We start from the raw sequence: 18,452 nt of genomic DNA, 5'->3' as shown, positions 1-18,452 counted from the left end.
ACAGGTCGAAGATTAATGGATAAATCCAAAGTACAGGCCTAGCAAGATCGCAAGCCCTAAAACCACGCGGTAGATCACAAAGAAACCAAAGCCCTTGCTGGAGATCAGCCGCATGAACCACACAATGACGGCGTAGCCAACCACAAAGGCCACCACTGTCGCCGTCAAGGTCATGCCCCATTGCTCACTGGTCATGGGCTCGCGCTTGAACAGCAGCATATAAAAGCCCGACATCAGCACCGCGGGTATGGCCAGCAGGAACGAAAACCGTGCCGCTGCCTCGCGGGTCATGCCCAGCAACAGACCTGCAGTGATCGTGCCACCGGAGCGCGATACCCCAGGAATCAGTGCCATGGCCTGGGCCAGGCCCAGCAAGATGCCGTCCCTCCAGCTCAGATCACCGATTTGGCGGTTTTGCATGCCGCGCCTTTCGGCCCAGCCCAGCAACAGACCAAACACGATCAGCATGGTGGCCGTGACGGCCAGGGTGCGGAAGGTGGTTTCAATCCAGTCGCGCAAAAGCAAACCCAGCACACAGATGGGGATCGTGCCCAGCACCACCAGCCAAGCCAATTTGGCATCTTGGGAAAGTGGCGCTCCACGCTGGCGGCTGCCAATCACCGGCAGGCTGGCACACCAGGCCAGCAGCATGCGCATCACGTCTTGGCGAAAGTAAATCAGTACGGCCAGTTCCGTGCCCAGTTGGGTAATGGCCGTGAAGGCTGCCCCCGGATCTGCGCCACCCGGCAAAAGAGGACCCAGGATGCGCAAGTGTGCGCTGGAAGAAATGGGCAGGAATTCCGTCAACCCTTGAACCAAACCAAGGATGACCGCATCCAGCCAGCCAAAAGCTGCGTGCATAACAAGAAAGTGAAAAGGCATCAAAAAAGCAGTCGGCCAGTGTAGCGCTGACACCGCCATCCCCGCTGACATGGCTTCACCCGCACCGTCATGCAACCCACCCCATGGGCAGACCAAGCCTTGCAGCTCCTTCATCCAGGCAGCGCCAGACACCCTTGCTGCGCCTAATGATGCACTTTGCCTATTTTTTCATCAAACGTACGACCAGCGGTTGGTAGAACTGTTACTTTTCAAACAAACTGAAGTTTCCAATTTCAATAAATATAAAAAATTACACAGTATTTGGTATTTTTTGTTCGTACAGACGGGGTAAAACATTCCATAGAAGAATGAAAAATTTCAAAAACTATGCAAGGCCTTAGATAGTAGCAAGCAGGTGTTGACACATCACGCTATTTTTTAGCGATGCGCCAACCTGCTGATACACCGCATTTACTCACAAGCTGTTGATAACTTTCTGAAATTTTTTTGTGCACATCTTTCCAGCGGCAACACACCCAAAAAATCAAGTTATACACAAACCAACGACAACCAGTGACTTGTGAATAAGAGTGCATTGAAAGAAAAGATTTTTTCAATGCCTCGACTAACGTCAAATCCTATCTTTTCCACAGCGTTGTGTACATGTGCTTGGCCTGAATGTTCTCATCTCGTTGCACGACTTCCTCAAAATCATCCACAGCCTATAATCAATTTTCCACAAAGTAGTGGGCTCACCGCCTTGGCATATCCATGCCGCTTGACTCCATGCACTTTGTCTGTTTTTTCAGCAATTTCTCTCAAGACTTGCACCGCAACATAAATAAAAGCATGCAGTCTTTGCGGTGAATATGTATTGAAAAGAATTTTTCACACATCTTTTACCGCTGCGCAAGCCAAACCATCCCACAATGAGCCAAAAAAAATGGGCCACGGAGGCCCTGGAATCCTTTGACGCCGTCGTTGCCTCCATTCCGGGCTTTCGCCTCCGCGAGGGGCAGCGCAAAATGGCTGCGCAAATCGCGCACACGCTGTCGCTCGCCCAGCTCGGCAAGGTGGAAGAGGGTGCTCCCGATCCCCAAAAAGCCATCGCCGTGGTGCAGGCCGGAACGGGCGTGGGTAAGTCATTGGCGTATGCAGCCCCAGCCATTGCGATGGCGCTGGCGCGTGGCACACGCGTGGTGATATCCACAGCCACGGTGGCGCTGCAAGAGCAATTGGTAAACAAAGATTTGCCTGCGCTGGCGCAGCAACTACCCACGCCCTTCAAATTTGCGTTGGCCAAAGGGCGTGGACGTTTTGTCTGCAAGCTCAAGCTAGAGCGCTTGGCCAGTTCCGGCGAAAACAGTGAAGAAGTGGACGATCTGTTTGCCGAAGAAGCGGCTGAGCAGCGCAAAAAACGTCCCCAAGCAGAGACCGAAGCGCGCATGCAGTTTTATGCCTCCATGAGGGATGCGCTGGCCAGTGGCGAATGGAATGGCGACCGCGACAGCCTGCCTAACCCGCCCGAGGCCGAAGCCTGGAGCCCGGTGGCCGCCGAAGGCAGCTCTTGCACCGGCCGCCACTGCCCCACGTTTGACAGCTGCACGTATTACGAGCGCCGCAAAGAGATGGTGGCCGCGCAGGTCATTGTCGCCAACCATGATTTGCTGCTTTCCAGCTTGGGGGCGCGCCTGCTGCCCGACCTGAATGACAGCCTGCTGGTGCTGGACGAAGCCCACCATTTGCCGCAAACGGCCCTCTCGCAATTTGCGTGTGAGATGGACATGAGCCGCCTGCAGTGGATCGACAAACTGGCCAGCCGCGCCTTGCGTGTGGGCCAGTTGATGGAAGTGGACGAGATTGCCGACATTGCGGGCTACAGCAGCGGCCTGCGCGAGCACCTGACCGAGCTGGCCCGCCTGGTGATGGAGCATTACGGCGACCAACTCAAAGGTAAAGATGAGCGCTTTGGCCCGGCCCGTGCACGCGTGCCACGCGGCGATGTGCCCCATGCCTTGCTCGACCCCTTGGCGCAGGTCATGCACCACGCCAGCGGCTTTCTGGACGTGCTGCGGGCCATTGCCAAGGCCCTCAAGGCCGAGATCAAAGACAAACCCGACGAAGCGCAGCGCCTGTCGCAGTTGTACGCCCAAGTGGGCACGCTGGCCCCGCGCCTGGAGGCCGTGCACGACACCGCCCAACTGCTGAGCCAGCAGCCCGAAACCCGCGAAGACGGCTCGGAAAGCGTGCCCAATGCTAAGTGGTTCACGCTGGAGGTGGATGGTGACTACATCGTCGTCAAAGGCCACGCCAGCCCCATCTTGCCCGGTGCCACGCTGCGCCACCATCTGTGGAGCCAGGTGCGCGGCGCGGTGCTGACCAGCGCCACCCTCACCAGCTGTGGCAGCTTTGACTTTTTTCTGCGTGAAGCCGGTCTGGCCAACGATGCCGCCGTGCAAACGCTGGAAGTGGCCAGCCCCTTTGACTACGCCGCGCAGGGCACGCTGATTGCCCACCAAACCCGTGCCGACCCGCGCGAGGCCGCCGCCTTCACGCAAGAGATGGTGCACCAGTTGATGCTGGACATCAGCCGGGTCGAGGCCGGGGCGCTGGTGCTGTTTACCTCACGCGAGCAAATGCGCCAAGCGGTCGATGCGCTGCCCACCGCCATGCGCGCCCAGGTGCTGGTGCAAACCGCCATGCCGCGCGCCATGCTGCTGGCCGAGCACCGCAACCGCGTGGAGCAGGGCTTGCCCAGCATCATCTTTGGCATGCAGTCGTTTGGCGAAGGGCTGGACTTGCCCGGTGCACTGTGCGAGTCGCTGTTCATCACCAAGCTGCCTTTTGCGCCACCGGACGACCCCGTGGGCGAGTCGCGTGCCGAGTGGCTGCGCAGCAGCGGGCGCAACCCGTTCAACGACCTGGTGGTGCCTGCCACCGCCATCCGCCTGGCGCAATGGGTGGGCCGCGCCATCCGCACCGAAGAAGACCAGGCGCACGTCTACTGCTACGACCGGCGCCTGGTGGCCACCAGCTACGGGGCCCAACTGCTCAAAGGCCTGCCACCTTTTACGCTGGAAAAGCGTGCTGCTTAAAAACAGGAGCTACCAGCGCTTGATACATCAGCGCTAGCGGCCATTTTGGTTCTATAGACCTAGCGTTGGGCATGGCGCACGGCCACTGGCTGCGCAGAAACGCACAGTGCCCATTTGCCATCGATGACATTGCGGATTGCCCAAATACTGTATAAATAAACAGTGGAACTGCAAACCAAACTTGCCATCTTGGCGGATGCCGCCAAATACGACGCCTCCTGTGCCTCTAGCGGCAGCGCCAAGCGCCATGCCGCAGCGGGCGGCATTGGTTCAACCACCGGCAATGGCATTTGCCACAGCTGGACACCCGATGGCCGCTGCGTCTCGCTGCTCAAAATCTTGCTGACCAATTTTTGCGTCTACGACTGCAAATACTGCGTCAATCGCGTCACGTCCAACATCCCCCGCGCCCGTTTCACGGTGGCCGAGGTGGTCGCTCTCACGCTCGACTTTTACCGGCGCAACTGCATCGAGGGGCTGTTTCTGTCCAGCGGCATCATCCGCAGCCCCGACTACACCATGGAGCAACTCGTGGGCGTGGCCCGCAGCCTGCGGCTGGAGCATGGCTTCAAAGGCTATATCCACCTCAAAACCATTCCCGATGCCGATCCTGCGCTGCTGGCCCAGGCGGGGCTGTACGCCGACCGCCTGAGCATCAATATCGAACTGCCCACCGTGCAAGGCCTGCACCAGCTGGCGCCCGAGAAAGACAGCGCCACCATCCACCACGCCATGGGGCAGCTGCACCACCACATCAGCACCTCGCAAGCCGAGCGCCGGGCGGCGGCCAAAACCTCGGTCATCTCCATGCCGCAATCGCGCAACACACGGGCTGCCAAGCCCCCTGCGTTTGCGCCCGGTGGCCAAAGCACGCAAATGATTGTGGGCGCCGATGGGGCCGATGATGGCGACATCATTCTCACCAGTGCCAAGCTCTACACGGGCTATGGACTGCGCCGCGTGTACTACTCGGCCTTCAGCCCCATTCCCGACAGCAGCCGCGACCTGCCGCTCATCGCACCGCCGCTGGTGCGGGAACACCGCCTGTACCAGGCCGACTGGCTGATGCGCTTTTACGGTTTTGCAGCGCAAGAAATTGTGCCCGTGGGCCCGCAAGGCCAGCGCATGCTGTCACTGGAACACGACCCCAAGCTGGCCTGGGCCTTGGCGCATCGCGAATGCTTCCCCGTCAACCTCAACACCGCTGCACGCGAGCTGCTGCTGCGCGTGCCGGGGCTGGGCGTGCAGTCCGTCCAGAAACTGCTGGCTGCCCGCCGCTGGCGCATGCTGCACCGCAGTGACCTGAACCAGCTCAAGCTGCCGCTGCGCAAAATCTTGCCCTTTGTCGAATGCGTGGGGTGGAGCCCGGGGCGCAGCCTGGACGACCCCATGCTGGCGGCCAAGCTGGTGCAACCCATGGCCCCGCAGCCCCAGCAGGCCAGCTTGTTTTAGGGGCACCGCAGCCATGGCCCGCCACACCCTGATCTTGCCCGGCGACGGCAGTGACTTTGCCCATTGGCGCCACGTCGCCCGCTGGCTGTGGGCCCAGCAGATTGCGCCCCAGGAGGTGCAGTGGCTGACGCAAGACCGCCAGCAGCACAGCCCCGACTTGTTTGCCCCTGCCGCCCAACCCACGGCTGTGCCCGATCACCACAGCGGGCCTGCAGCGCCAGCGCTGACCGTGCCATGTGCATGGCTGCACCTGGCGGAGCAAGCCTTGCTCAACGCAGCGCCTGAGCGCTTTGCGGTGCTGTACCGGCTGCTGTGGCGCATGCAGTGGGAGCTCGGCCTGCGCCACGACCCGCTGGATCCCGACCGGGTACTGATGCAGCACTGGGTCAAAGCCGTACGCCACGAAGTGCACAAAATGCACGCTTTTGCCCGCTTTCGCCCGGTGGAGCAGCCCGATGACCCGCTGGACGGCTGCGGCCCCTTGCATGTGGCCTGGTTTGAGCCCAGCCACCACATCGTGCACGCGGCAGCCCCCTTTTTCGTGCAGCGCTTTGCCAATATGCGCTGGGCCATTCTGACGCCGCAGTGCTGCCTGCGCTGGTGGCCCCAGGCACCGAATGCAGCTGCCTTGGCGGAACACGGCGTGGTGCTGAAAAATGCTTTACAGCCCTTGAAAAACCGCCCTGGCGTGCTGAGCTGGGGGCCGGGTGCACAAGCCTGTGATGCGCCTGCGCCAGACGCGGGCGAGGCATTGTGGCTCACCTATTACGCCCACATCTTCAATCCGGCACGGCTGAAGGTGAACGCGATGCGCAAGGAAATGCCGCGCAAGTACTGGCCCAACCTGCCGGAAGCACAGCTGATTTCACCTTTGATTCAGGCCGCCCAAGCCCGCAGCGCAGCCATGCTGGCCAGTACCCCCAGTACGCCGGCTCGCACACTGCCTGGCACTACGGCTGCCAATCAGTCAAAAAATTCATAGCTTTCAGCGTAGACCCTGCAATGGCTAACGCCTGAAAAGACTGAAAAATGTTTTTCGCAGGTTTGAATGCATGGTTTTTCTATGTATTCACAGGCACTTGGCTGAGCATTGAATTTTTTTGAATGAATGTGCATTCTAAGCCAGCACACCGTTTTCTGCCCCTCCACAGCTGTGCATAACTTCCTGTGGACAAGCTTGGGAGCAAGAACAACTCTGAGGGTCATCACTGGCTAATCACCCCCATGCTTCTCTGACCCTACACGGATTTACCAGCAGGATGCCTCGCTGCGCATGGGCTGCTGAGAAGAACTTTTCAATGTCTGACAGCCATTTATCGCCGTACTTCGGATTCAGGGCTTGGCTGTCTGGTTTTGCGGGGTGTTGTTCTTTTTTATTTTTTATAAAGATAGTAGGTAATAGTAAGTCGCCACTATCTTTGTGGATAAGTTCACTTTCAGGGCTGATATCAAGCACTTGGTGGACTCTGAATCATGTGGGCGAAACCCTGTTGCTGCTGTCGCGTGAACAGGGATAACTTCAAAAAATTTTGAAATTTTGTGGATAACTCATTTTTCTTCAGCAACCTATCCACAAGTGCATCCTTTCTGTGATGTAACTTAGTTATCTATAAAAAACTGTTTAAAAACAAAGCATTCAAGCTATTAAATTTGCTGTGAATAACTAAAAAACCGTATTTTTTCCATACCTCCATCCAATTTGTGAACAGACAAACCCAGGAGCATGCCTAGAGTCAGCTGGAAAAACAGGCAAAAACGAAAAGTGGCTGCACCTTTTGCGCGAATTTTTTCGCGCGCTTGTTATTCTTTATGTTTTCTATTTTTAATTAGTAGTAATAGTAAGGTTGGCAGGTTGTTGTGGATAAGTTGAAAAGTTGTTTTCAAATCAATGGTTTATAAATTCTTAAAGTATGTGTCTGAAGACAGGGATGGTGAGTCACGCTTTTGGGTACAAGTTCAAGAAACCGCCAGTGCCTGTGGATAAACTACAACTTACCCTTTTTTTCTACCCAAGGTTATGCACAGGCGGTTTTAGCCTTCCGCCGCAGGTATGTCGTGCGCAGCGGCTTTGGTAACTGCGTTACGAGAAAGCTGGGAAAATGCTCCATGTAATTTGGTTACAGGGTAAACCCTGAGTTACACGGTTGTTTGTTTTTGTGATTTAAGTATTTGTTTTTATTGTTATTTTTTGATGTAACTGAAGTGAGTTTGTGCCCACTTGAAGCTGAGGACTACCGCTAAGGTGCCTCGTTGGGTCAGGCCTTTGCATGCGCTGCCCGGCAAGCCCCAAGCGCTGAAGCAAGCCGTGGATACACAGCGCGGTAAAAGCCCTGCGCAGCTGTGCACAACGAAAAGCCTTTTTCAGTGCTGGGCGACCAAGGCGCCCAAAATCGACAGCGCTACAGGCATAAAAAAAGCAGGCCGAAGCCTGCTGGTGCTGGGAGATGGCTGCCGATCAGGCTGCGGGTGCCTGTGGTGCCGCTGGTGCTGCGGGGGGGCGTGGCCCATGGCGATGGCCTGGGTGCCCCATGCGCTGGCCGTGGCCGGCATGGTGCTTGCCCACCGCATGCAGGTTCAATGCATCAAACGCCTTTTGCTGGCTGGGATTGAGGCTGCGGTAGAAAGTGCGTGTGGCTTTGTCACGCTGCTCGGCTTTTGCCGTGCGCTCTGCGCGCATTTTTTGCGCCAGGTCCAAACGTTCGGGGGTGGTCAGCGTGCGCAAGTCTGCGCGAGGAGCTTGGCGCTCAGCCCGTGGTGCAGGCGTGGTGGCTTTGACATACTGCTCCCACGCCGCTTCTTGTTGGGGTTGCAGCTGCAAAATGGTTTTCAGGCGCTCGTTGCGTTCTGCATGGAATTGGGCAAAGTCAGCCGGTTGACCCCGGTGGGCAGGGTGGCCTGCATGGCCTGGGTGTCCCGTAGGTGCCGTCACTGCTGTGGCTGGCAGTTGGGGTTCTGCCTGGGCCCAAGCGGAGGCAGTGAAAACGCCAGTCAAAGCGGCGGCAGCGACAGCGGCAGTCAAAGTACGTTGGAAGTTGGCCATAACAAGCTCCTTTCAAGCAGTGGTAGGGTGGAGTACAGCGCAGTGCTGTGTCCATGCCAGCCAGTGTGCAGGGTGTATGTAAGGCGCCCGTTTCGCTTTGCTGCTGCTGTGTAAAGTACTACAAAGCTGTGTGTTGCCGGGGCCAGAGTTTGGTACATGTTTTTGGCCTCCAGCGCTTATATAGCAAGCGCTAGCAGCTCATAATTTTAAAAATTCTGGCGGTGCCTTAGCACTGCCAGCATCGCATTCGATAGATCAGGAAGAAGGTGGCTGCGTGTTTAAGAACATGATCGTGTACCGCATGGCGGCGCAATGGGCGGGCTCGCTGGAGCAAGTGGAAGAGGCGCTGCAAAAAACGCCTTTCGTGCCCTGTGGTGCTACGCAAGAGAAGTCGGCGGGCTGGGTGCCCCCGCGTGGAGAGGCGCACGGCCTGCTGGCCGAAAGCGTGGGTGGCCAGTGGATCTTGCGTTTTATGTCGGAGTCCAAAATGCTCCCTGCCAGCGTGCTCAATCGCAAAGTGCAGGAAAAAGCCGATGCGATTGAAAAGGAGTTTGGCCGCAAGCCGGGTAAAAAAGAAAAGCGCGACCTCAAGGACGAGGCCAAGCTGGACTTGCTGCCCATGGCCTTTACCAAGCAATCGAGCATGTGGGTATGGATCGACCCGCAAGCCAAGCTGCTGGTGCTGGACACGGGCGCCCAGGGCAAGGCCGACGAGGTGGTGTCGCTGCTGGTGGAGGGCCTTAAGGGCTTTGGTGTGGCGCTGCTGGACACACAAACCAGCGCCCAGGCTGCCATGGCACATTGGTTGCTGACGCAAGAAGCACCCGCAGGCTTCAGCATTGACCGTGAGTGTGAACTCAAAGCCGCCGACGAATCCAAGGCCGTGGTGCGTTATGCGCGCCATCCGCTGGACATTGACGAGGTCAAGCAGCACGTGGAGCACGGCAAGCTGCCAACCAAGCTGGCCATGACCTGGGATGACCGCGTGAGTTTTGTGCTGGCCGACAGCCTGCAGATCAAAAAGATTGCCTTCACGGACACGGTGCTGGACCAGGCCGGCGATGAAGGCGGCTTTGACACCGATGTGGCGATTGCCACGGGCGAGCTGTCCAAACTCATCCCCGACCTGATTGAAGCGCTGGGCGGTGAAGGGCGCACAGCGCTGGGCCAGCCTGCAACGCAGCCGGGCGCAGAGACCTTGGCCGTGCGTGTGGCCGGCAAGGGGGTGGTTACAGGGCCAGCGAGTGCCCCGCAAGACAGCAACCCCGACGAGGCACCGTTCTAAGTGCCAGCCACAGGGCGCAGCCCATCGCTGGTGCGCAGCGCAGAAATGGCGTGACGCCGCAGGCAGTACGTGCGTACGACGCGGCGAAAGCACCACGGAGTAGCGCTCGTGGTGCAGGGGCTCTCAGCCGCTGTAGCCGGTATGAGCGACGACAGCATCAGCTCAGCCCAGTTTGCGCAGGCTGGCTTGCTGGTTGCGTTTGAAGTCTTAGGGTGCAGTGCCAGACCATGCCCAACACGCCACAGCCTGCTTTACTCGCGCAGTCCACGTTGTGGGGCCATGCCCAGTGCGCGCCGCTGTTTTTTGTCGGCATACATGGCTTGGTCTGCTTGCTGCAGCGCTTCGTCCACCGTCAGATGCCCGGGCACTTGCGCAATACCGATGCTGGCGCCAGGATAGTGCAGGCAGCTGCCATTTTGCAGATGCACCGTGCATTCGGAAGCCGCGCGCAGCCGCACTTTCAGGTCCTCGTGCATGGTGGATAGGCCGGGTGCAGGCGCCGCGCAGGGGGTCACCATGACAAATTCATCGCCCCCGATGCGGCCCACCACATCACCGGCGCGCAGCACCGCTTGCAGGCCTTGCGCGACCGCACACAGCAAACGGTCTCCTGCCGCATGGCCATGTTTGTCATTCACACACTTGAAACCGTCCAGATCAATGAAGGCCACCAGCACACTGTCGCCGCTGCGCTGGGCCCTTGCCAGCAAGCGGTGCAGTGCGTCGCGCACCGCTGCGCGGTTGGGAAGCTGGGTGAGGGCATCGGTCAGCGCCAGTCGCGTGAGCTGCTCATTGCGCTGCTGCAGTGCCTGCATCAGCTGTTCGCGCTCGACATGCTGAGCAATCAGTTTGGCAAACAGCTGCAGCACGATCTCGGTGCTGTCGGGCAGTGTGGCTGCACGTGCGCTGGCCGCACACAGCGTGCCGTAAATGCTGCCATCGGACATGCGCACAGCGGCACTGACATAGGTGCGAATACCCAGCGCCCGGGCTGCCTGGGAGTCGCCCCAGCATTCCTGCACATTGCTAGTGCAGGTACGGCCGTCAGCCAGGGCACGCTTGCACAGCGTGTCATTCCACGGCACGCTCAGCCCTTCGGGAATCTGCATCTGCTGCGTATTGCGTGCATACAGCACGTGCTGCAGGTCCTGGGCAAAGTCGATGGTGGTGAGGTAGGTGGACTCCAATTGCGTGACCTGGCCCAGCATTTCCAGCAGCGGCCGCACCAGTTCTTCTTGGCTGCGGGCCTGGTTGAGTGATTCGGACAGGTGTTTGAGCAAGTGATCCATAAGAGAGAACTCGCCTTGTGAAGGCAATTCGTGGTGCAGGTGGGCGCAAAGGCTGCACAGCATAGGAAAAAGACGTGCGCTGCCAGGCGCAACTTGGCATGCAAATCATTGTCGGCGTTCTGATTACCGCCCCAGAAATGGAGGAGGTAACACCCTCAAACGGGGATGGCAATCAGATTTGGCCGCAAGCGCCCACCATGAAAAAAGCCTGCAGCCCTAGGGCTGCAGGCGGGCTTACGGCACATGGCGCTCACATGCCAGCACCATCGTGCCAGTGCTTAGACGCGTTCAAAAATGGCCGCAATACCTTGGCCTCCGCCAATGCACATGGTCACCAGCGCATAGCGCCCACCGGTGCGCTGCAACTCGTAAATGGCTTTGGTGGTGATGATGGCACCCGTGGCGCCTACGGGGTGGCCCAGCGAGATGCCAGAGCCGTTGGGGTTGACCTTGGCAGGGTCCAAGCCCAGCTCCTGGATGACGGCGAAGGCTTGGGCCGCAAAGGCTTCGTTGGCCTCAATGACGTCCATGTCCTGAATCTTCAATCCCGTACGCGCCAGTACCTTCTGGGTGGCTGGCACGGGGCCAATCCCCATGTAGGCAGGGTCTACGCCGGCGTGGGCGTAGCCCACCAACCGTGCCAGCGGCTTCACGCCCAAGGCTTGCACGCGGTCGCCTGCGACCAAGGTCACAGCGGCGGCGCCGTCGTTGATGCCCGAGGCATTGCCCGCGGTGACGCTGCCGCCTTCTTTTTTGAAGGCGGGCTTCATGCTGGCCAAGGTTTCCAGCGTGGTGGCTGCGCGCACGTGCTCGTCCGTGTCAAACACGGTGGTGCCTTTGCGCGTGGCAATTTCGACAGGCACGATTTGGTCTTTGAAGTAGCCTGCTGCGATCGCAGCCGCAGCGCGCTGTTGGCTGAGTACGGCCAGCTCGTCTTGCATCTGGCGGCTGATGCGGTAGCGCTCTGCCACGTTTTCCGCAGTGATGCCCATGTGCATTTTTTGCCAAGGGTCGTGCAAGATGCCCAGCATGTAGTCAATGCTCTTGGCGTCGCCCATGCGTGCGCCCCAGCGCGCAGCTTGGTCAAAGTAGGGGCCACGGCTCATGGATTCAGAACCGCCACCAATCGCTACATCGCAGTCCCCCAGGGCGATGGCCTGGGCTGCCGAAACAATCGCTTGCAGGCCAGAGCCGCACAGTCGGTTGACGTTGAAGGCCGGGGTTTCGATCGGGCAGCCTGCATCGATGGCGGCCACGCGCGAGAGGTAGGCGTCTTTGGTGTCGGTGGGAATCACATTGCCCATGACCACATGGCCGACGGCATCGGGGGCAATGCCTGCGCGTTCAATGGCGGCCTTGACGGCGGTGGTGGCGAGTTGGGTGTTGGGAACGTCTTTGAGGCTGCCTCCGAAAGTGCCAATGGCGGTACGGGCGGCGCTGACGACAAAAATCTCACGGGTGCTCATGCGTTGTCTCCAATCGTTGTTGCTGCAAAGCTGCCAACGATTGTGCGGTTGCAGCAATCGGCTGCCAAGTCTGCGGGCGACAGTGCTCCGCTGCCTGCAGTGTTTTCACAACGCGCCGCAGGCCGCACCGCACGTTGGCAGCGGCCTGCGGCTTTGTGCAATCAGGCAGCGACGCTGTAGCCTTCTTCCTGGATGGCCTGCACCAAGGCTTCGCGCGGGGCGCTGCTTTGCACCACCACCTTGCCGCTGGCACGGTCGATGCTGGTTTGGGCCTGTGCGTCCACTTCAGCAATGGCGTTTTGCACGGCCCGCTCGCAGTGGCCACAGGTCATACCGCTCACTTGAAATACGTGTTCCATACCAACTCCTTCAATCTGTCATAGATAGTGGAACTGTAGCTTGCCCCTGAAGATGTTTCACGTGGAACGGCAAGAGCAAATCCTGCCTCGCCGGTAAATAGTTTGGGGGCGTATGTAAAAGGCCCTAAGAAGGGGTTTTCTTTAGATATTGCTCGCAATGATGTCTGGCAAACTTCCAAGATTGTTACCAGCTGTGCATGAGGGCATTTTTGATGCCTGCACACGGCCTTGGCTTGGTGCCAAAGCTTCCCTGCTCTGCGGAGCGATAGAGAGGAATCCAGATCATGGATCTGTTTGGATTGATGCGAATGTTCACGATCAAGGTGCGCATGTTGGGCGCCATTGCCGTGGTGTTGGTGCTGCTGGGCATATTGGGGGGCGCAGGCATGTTTGGCATGTTCCGTGTCTACGATTTGAATCAAAGTTTTTTGAAGGGCCCTTTTCAGCAGTTGCAGCAAATGGCGCAGCTGCAAAACAGCCTGGCGCAGGTGCGTGGCCTGGAAAAGGACATGATCATTCAGTATGAGCAACCGGCTCAGTTGGAGAAAACCCATGCCAACTGGCAGGCTGGCTTGAAGCAGGTGCGTGCTGCGGGCGAGGCATTTGTTGCGGGGGCCCCTGAGCAAGATGTCCAGGCCTTGCAAAAGCTGTTGCAACATCTGGAGCAGTACGAGCAGTTTTTTACCCCTGTCGCACGCCAATTGCTGGCCAATGGCTATGACAGTGCCACGGTGGCGCAGCGTGTGAGTCGTCGTGCCAGCGCGGAGTTTGACGGGGCCGAAAAGCAGTTGCAATCGCTCATGCAGCTGTTGCAAGAGCAAGCCCAGGCCGCAGAAGCGCGGGGCAGCGAGGTAGCGACTGAAACGCAATGGCTGTTTATCTTGGCGCTGGTGATCACGACGTTGGTGGTGGCGCCACTGACGCTGTTGAACATGGTGTCCATTTGCCGGCCTTTGCAAGATGCCAAGCGCTTGGCGGATTCGATTGCCAAGGGGGATCTGACCGAGCAGTTGAATGTGGTGGGCAAGGACGAAGTCTCCGACCTGCAAAACGCCTTGAAGACCATGCAAAGCAATCTCAATGGCATGGTGGGGCGTGTGCGCGATGCCAGTGGCAATATCGCGCTGGCCAGCCAAGAGATTGCTACGGGCAATAGCGATTTGTCGGCCCGCACCGAGCAGACTGCCAGCAATTTGCAGCAGACCGTAGCTTCGCTGCTGCAGCTGACCGGTACGGTGCAGCAAACGGCGTCGTCGGCGCAAATGGCCAACCAACTGTCGGCCTCGGCATCGCAAACCGCAACGCAAGGGGGCTCGGTCGTGGAGCAGGCGGTGCAAAGCATGCATGAGATTTCCGCGTCCAGCCGCAAGATTGGCGACATCATCGGCTTGATTGATTCGATTGCTTTCCAGACCAATATCCTGGCGCTGAATGCGGCGGTGGAAGCCGCGCGCGCAGGTGAGCAGGGCCGTGGTTTTGCTGTTGTGGCTGGTGAGGTGCGCCTGCTGGCACGTCGCAGCGCCGAGGCGGCCAGCGATATCAAGCGTCTCATTCAAAGCAGCGTGACAGCCGTCGATGGCGGCGTGAAACATGTGGAAACTGCAGGCAAAACCATGCAGGAGGTGGTGGGCAGCATCCAGCGCGTGGGCGACATCATTGGCGAGATTTCGGCCGCTGCGAACGAGCAGTCCGGAGGTATCTCGCAGGTGAACCAGGCGGTGGGAGATATTGACCGCATGACACAGCAAAACGCGGCGCTGGTGGAGCAATCGGCCGCCGCCGCCGAGTCGCTGAAAGACCAAGCGGCGCGTTTGGCCGAGGTGGTGCAGCAGTTCAAGCTGGAGCAGCACGGCAGCCAGACCTATGCACAAGCCGCACCTGCCTGGGGCCGCACGGGTGGCACGGCAGCGTTGCGCTCCTCAACGGCTCCCGCTTTGTTGGGTGAATAAAAAAGGAGCGTGTAGCGCTTGTATTTAGAGGCTTTTAATGCGCTAAGTATTGGAAAGCAAGAAAATACAGGCGCAAGCCGCTCATCTTTTGTAAGCGTTGAGAGATCAAAAAGGGCTTCCATCAGGAAGCCATTTTTTGTGGCGACTTCGCAGCCTGGGCGCTGCTTAGTCTTTGAGCAAGCCTTCTGCGCGCAGTGCAGCTTGCACGGCAGGGCGGCTGGCAACGCGGGCCAGATACGCTTGCAAATGGGGCAGATCGGACATATCCAAGCCCACAAATTTGCCCCAGTTGCTGACGGTGAACAGGTATGCATCGGCCACGGTGAACTGGCTGCCCATCAGATAGTCTTTGCCTGCCAGCTGCGGCTCGAGCCACTCAAAGCGGCGGCGCAGATTGCCCAGCGAGGTGGCCTTGAACGCTTCGGGCGTGCTGGGCACAAACAGCGGGCCAAACGTCTTGTGCAGCTCCGTGCCAATGAAATTCAACCATTCCAGCACGCGATAGCGCTCCATGGTGCCGGGGGCGGGAATCAGTTGTTTCTCGGGCACCTGATCGGCCAGGTACTGCACGATCACCGGGCCTTCACGCAGGGTTTGGCCATCGTCCAGCACCAGAAAAGGCACATAGCCCAGGGGATTGATACTGTAGAAATCCGTGCCGTCTTGCAGCTTGTGGCTCTTGGTGCTGGCCAAGATGTATTCGCAGGCCAAGCCTGTCTCTTCGGCCACGATGTGGGGCGACAGCGAGCAAGCGCCGGGGCTGAAATAAAGCTTCATATCAGTGCAACCTTTCTTGGGGGAGTGCGTGGCTGTCGGGGGCGCCACGCCAGAGCGTAGTGTGCCCCGGTGCGTAGCCACGGCGGGCAAGAGTCCGTACCTCAGACGCGGTGGCTGCGCCCGGCAAGACAAGTTGGGTAAAGGGTGGGAAAATTCAGGGTTTGCCTGTGCGCTCCAACAAGGAAGCTGTGCGGGCCACACACACCCACCGCGCGCAGGAGTGGCGGTGGTCAGGGCGGAGGGCATACGCCGCCTGCGACGGAGTAAGAACCATGCTGTACCCCCAAGAATTTGATGTGATCGTCGTCGGCGGCGGTCACGCTGGCACCGAAGCGGCGCTGGCCGCAGCCCGTATGGGCTGCAAAACTTTGCTGTTGACCCACAATATTGAAACGCTGGGCCAGATGTCGTGCAACCCGTCCATCGGCGGTATTGGCAAGGGCCATCTGGTCAAGGAAGTGGATGCCATGGGCGGTGCCATGGCGCTGGCGACCGACATAGGCGGCATCCAGTTCCGCATCTTGAACAGCTCCAAAGGCCCTGCGGTGCGTGCTACGCGCGCACAGGCGGACCGCATTTTGTACAAGGCCGCTATTCGCGAGATGCTGGAGAACCAGCCCAACCTGTGGCTGTTCCAGCAGGCGGTGGATGACTTGATGGTCGAGGGTGACCGCGTGGTGGGTGCTGTCACGCAAGTCGGTATCCAGTTCAAATCCAAAACCGTAGTGCTGACGGCGGGCACGTTCCTGGACGGCAAGATCCACGTAGGCCTGAACAACCATGCCGGTGGCCGCGCGGGCGATGCGCCTGCCGTGAGTTTGTCTGCGCGCCTGAAAGAGTTAAAGCTGCCGCAAGGCCGTTTGAAAACCGGCACACCGCCGCGCATCGATGGCCGCTCTATCGACTTCAGCCAACTGTCGGAGCAGCCCGGTGATGGCATGCCCGGCACGCCCAATGAAGGCCAGATTCCGGTGTTCAGCTACCGCGGCAATGCGGCCATGCACCCGCGCCAAATGCCGTGCTGGATCACGCACACCAATGAGCGCACGCACGCCATCATTCGCAGCGGCTTTGACCGCAGCCCCATGTTCACCGGCAAGATTGAAGGTGTGGGCCCGCGCTATTGCCCCAGCGTGGAAGACAAGATCAACCGCTTTGCCGACAAAGACAGTCACCAGATTTTTCTGGAACCCGAAGGTCTGACCACCCACGAGTTCTATCCCAACGGGATCTCGACCTCGCTGCCGTTTGACATTCAGTACGCGCTGGTGCGCTCCATGAGGGGGCTGGAGAACGCGCACATTCTGCGTCCCGGCTACGCCATTGAGTACGACTACTTTGACCCACGCGCGCTGAAGTCCAGCTTTGAAACCCGCCAGATCCAGGGTCTGTTCTTTGCGGGCCAAATCAATGGCACCACCGGCTACGAAGAAGCTGCCGCGCAGGGCATGTTTGCCGGTATCAACGCCGGTTTGCAAGCGCGCGACATGGAAGCCTGGACACCGCGCCGCGACGAAGCTTATCTGGGTGTGTTGGTGGATGACCTGACCACCCAAGGCGTGACTGAGCCTTACCGCATGTTCACCAGCCGTGCGGAGTTCCGCCTGCAGCTGCGCGAGGACAATGCCGATATGCGCCTGACAGAAATCGGCCGCAGGCTGGGTGTGGTGGGCGACGAGCAATGGGACATGTTCAACCGCAAGCGCGATGCTGTTTCACGTGAAACAGAGCGTTTGAAGGCGACCTGGGTGAATCCACGCAGCTTGCCCGCAGCAGAGGCAGAGCGTGTGCTGGGTAAAAACATTGAGCACGAGTACAACCTGTTTGACCTGTTGCGCCGCCCCGGTGTCCAGTACGACGCGCTGGTAAAAATGAACGAAGGCAAGTACAGCTCTGACATCGTTTCACGTGAAACATTGGGTGAGCTGCATGCAGATGTGGTGGAGCAGGTGGAAATTGCTGCCAAGTATTCGGGCTACATCGACCGCCAAAAAGACGAAGTAGAGCGCGCCGCGCACTACGAAACCTTGAAGCTGCCAGTCGACATGGATTACATGCAGGTTTCGGCGTTGTCCATCGAAGTGCGCCAGAAGCTGCAAAAGCACCGCCCTGAAACCTTGGGACAGGCCTCGCGTATTTCTGGGGTGACACCTGCTGCCATTTCGCTGCTGATGATTCACCTGAAAAAAGGCGGCTTTAAAGGGCTGACTCACACGGCCAAGGAGACTGCGGAATGAGCGCTTTGCGTGAGCAGCTGGAGCAGGGTGCGGCCAAGCTCGGCTTGACACTGTCGGCAGAGCAGTTCGACAAGCTCATGGGCTTCCTTGATCTGCTGCAAAAGTGGAACAAGGTCTACAACTTGACCTCGGTGCGCGATCCGCAGGAAATGATGTCGCTGCACATGCTGGACAGCTTGGCCGCTGTGCCTGCCTTGCAACGCTATGTGGCATCGTTGGGTAAAGCGCCGGGTGAGCGTACGGCACAGCTGGATGTGGGCTCGGGCGGTGGTTTGCCGGGGGTGGTGTTTGCCGTGTGCTGCCCGCAGGTAGATGTCCACTGCGTAGACACGGTAGGCAAAAAGGCCGCATTTTTGCAGCAGGCTGCCGTGGCTTTGAAGCTGCCCAACCTCAAAGGGATTCACGCCCGCGTGGAAACCTTGAAGGGGCCGTATGAGATTGTCAGCTGCCGGGCTTTTGCTTCGTTGCTTGACTTCACCACCTGGTCGCGCGCGGCGATTGCCGACCACGGTATCTGGTTTGCCATGAAGGGCAAGCACCCTCAGGAAGAAATCGATGCTTTGGGCAAAGATGTGCATGTGTTTCACGTGGAACAGTTGCAGGTGCCTGGGTTGGATGCCGAGCGCTGCATTGTGTGGGCACAACCTGCCGTCGACACACATTGACATGCGCGCTGCGCTC

The 18,452-nt window shown here is 58.8% G+C and carries 14 protein-coding genes; 7 read left to right on the top strand and 7 right to left on the bottom strand.

Annotated features, from left to right (window positions below; genetic code table 11):
- Window positions 1-12: 12 nt before the first annotated feature.
- Window positions 13-861: an undecaprenyl-diphosphate phosphatase gene (locus B3R00_RS01210; RefSeq protein ID WP_286996951.1), complete on the bottom strand. Its 849-nt coding sequence runs from the start codon at window positions 859-861 to the stop codon at window positions 13-15.
- Window positions 862-1,751: 890 nt separating this feature from the next.
- Between B3R00_RS01210 and dinG the strand changes: the two genes are divergently transcribed.
- The 3 genes from dinG (at window position 1,752) to B3R00_RS01195 (ending at window position 6,351) form a co-directional block, all read left to right on the top strand.
- Window positions 1,752-3,917, top strand: a complete 2,166-nt coding sequence (gene dinG / locus B3R00_RS01205) for an ATP-dependent DNA helicase DinG (protein ID WP_286996949.1) — start codon at window positions 1,752-1,754, stop codon at window positions 3,915-3,917.
- Between the two features lie 162 nt (window positions 3,918-4,079).
- Window positions 4,080-5,369 carry a putative DNA modification/repair radical SAM protein gene (locus tag B3R00_RS01200; RefSeq protein WP_286996947.1) on the top strand — a complete coding sequence of 430 codons (1,290 nt, stop codon included), beginning with the start codon at window positions 4,080-4,082 and terminating at the stop codon, window positions 5,367-5,369.
- 13 nt (window positions 5,370-5,382) lie between these two features.
- Entirely contained in the window at window positions 5,383-6,351 is a 969-nt protein-coding gene (locus B3R00_RS01195) for a TIGR03915 family putative DNA repair protein (RefSeq protein WP_286996945.1), read from the top strand.
- A 234-nt stretch (window positions 6,352-6,585) separates the two neighbouring features.
- Here the strand turns inward: B3R00_RS01195 and B3R00_RS01190 are convergent, their stop codons facing one another.
- Together B3R00_RS01190 and B3R00_RS01185 are read right to left on the bottom strand one after the other, a co-directional pair.
- Window positions 6,586-6,825 carry a hypothetical protein gene (locus tag B3R00_RS01190; protein ID WP_286996944.1) on the bottom strand — a complete coding sequence of 80 codons (240 nt, stop codon included), beginning with the start codon at window positions 6,823-6,825 and terminating at the stop codon, window positions 6,586-6,588.
- A 999-nt stretch (window positions 6,826-7,824) separates the two neighbouring features.
- Window positions 7,825-8,409 (bottom strand): Spy/CpxP family protein refolding chaperone, encoded by a 585-nt coding sequence (locus B3R00_RS01185; RefSeq protein WP_286996943.1) that lies wholly within the window; start codon window positions 8,407-8,409, stop codon window positions 7,825-7,827.
- A gap of 274 nt (window positions 8,410-8,683) precedes the next feature.
- Between B3R00_RS01185 and B3R00_RS01180 the strand changes: the two genes are divergently transcribed.
- A complete protein-coding gene (locus tag B3R00_RS01180; protein WP_286996941.1) occupies window positions 8,684-9,694 on the top strand; it encodes a recombination-associated protein RdgC in 1,011 nt (336 codons plus the stop codon).
- A 251-nt stretch (window positions 9,695-9,945) separates the two neighbouring features.
- Here B3R00_RS01180 and B3R00_RS01175 read toward each other — a convergent pair whose 3' ends face one another.
- From B3R00_RS01175 to B3R00_RS01165, 3 genes are all read right to left on the bottom strand, one after another.
- Window positions 9,946-10,983 (bottom strand): sensor domain-containing diguanylate cyclase, encoded by a 1,038-nt coding sequence (locus tag B3R00_RS01175; protein WP_286996940.1) that lies wholly within the window; start codon window positions 10,981-10,983, stop codon window positions 9,946-9,948.
- Between the two features lie 278 nt (window positions 10,984-11,261).
- Window positions 11,262-12,449, bottom strand: a complete 1,188-nt coding sequence (locus B3R00_RS01170) for an acetyl-CoA C-acyltransferase family protein (protein ID WP_286996939.1) — start codon at window positions 12,447-12,449, stop codon at window positions 11,262-11,264.
- 161 nt (window positions 12,450-12,610) lie between these two features.
- Entirely contained in the window at window positions 12,611-12,808 is a 198-nt protein-coding gene (locus B3R00_RS01165) for a heavy-metal-associated domain-containing protein (RefSeq protein WP_286996937.1), read from the bottom strand.
- Window positions 12,809-13,092: 284 nt separating this feature from the next.
- Between B3R00_RS01165 and B3R00_RS01160 the strand changes: the two genes are divergently transcribed.
- Window positions 13,093-14,757 (top strand): methyl-accepting chemotaxis protein, encoded by a 1,665-nt coding sequence (locus B3R00_RS01160; RefSeq protein ID WP_286996936.1) that lies wholly within the window; start codon window positions 13,093-13,095, stop codon window positions 14,755-14,757.
- Between the two features lie 165 nt (window positions 14,758-14,922).
- Here the strand turns inward: B3R00_RS01160 and gstA are convergent, their stop codons facing one another.
- The gene (gstA, locus tag B3R00_RS01155) at window positions 14,923-15,534 is read right to left on the bottom strand and encodes a glutathione transferase GstA (RefSeq protein WP_286996935.1); all 612 of its coding nucleotides are present in this window, start codon (window positions 15,532-15,534) and stop codon (window positions 14,923-14,925) included.
- A 272-nt stretch (window positions 15,535-15,806) separates the two neighbouring features.
- On the opposite strand from gstA, the gene mnmG reads away from it, so the two are divergent.
- A complete protein-coding gene (gene mnmG, locus B3R00_RS01150) occupies window positions 15,807-17,771 on the top strand; it encodes a tRNA uridine-5-carboxymethylaminomethyl(34) synthesis enzyme MnmG (RefSeq protein WP_286996934.1) in 1,965 nt (654 codons plus the stop codon).
- A complete protein-coding gene (gene rsmG / locus B3R00_RS01145; RefSeq protein WP_286996933.1) occupies window positions 17,768-18,436 on the top strand; it encodes a 16S rRNA (guanine(527)-N(7))-methyltransferase RsmG in 669 nt (222 codons plus the stop codon). Before mnmG ends, rsmG begins: the two co-directional genes overlap by 4 nt.
- The last annotated feature ends 16 nt before the right edge of the window (window positions 18,437-18,452 follow it).

The sequence above is a fragment of the Comamonas sp. UBA7840 genome, from assembly GCF_002501455.1.
Taxonomy (GTDB): domain Bacteria; phylum Pseudomonadota; class Gammaproteobacteria; order Burkholderiales; family Burkholderiaceae_C; genus Comamonas; species Comamonas jiangduensis.
Note: the sequence above shows the minus strand (reverse complement) of the source record. Positions and strands in the feature narration are given on the sequence as shown.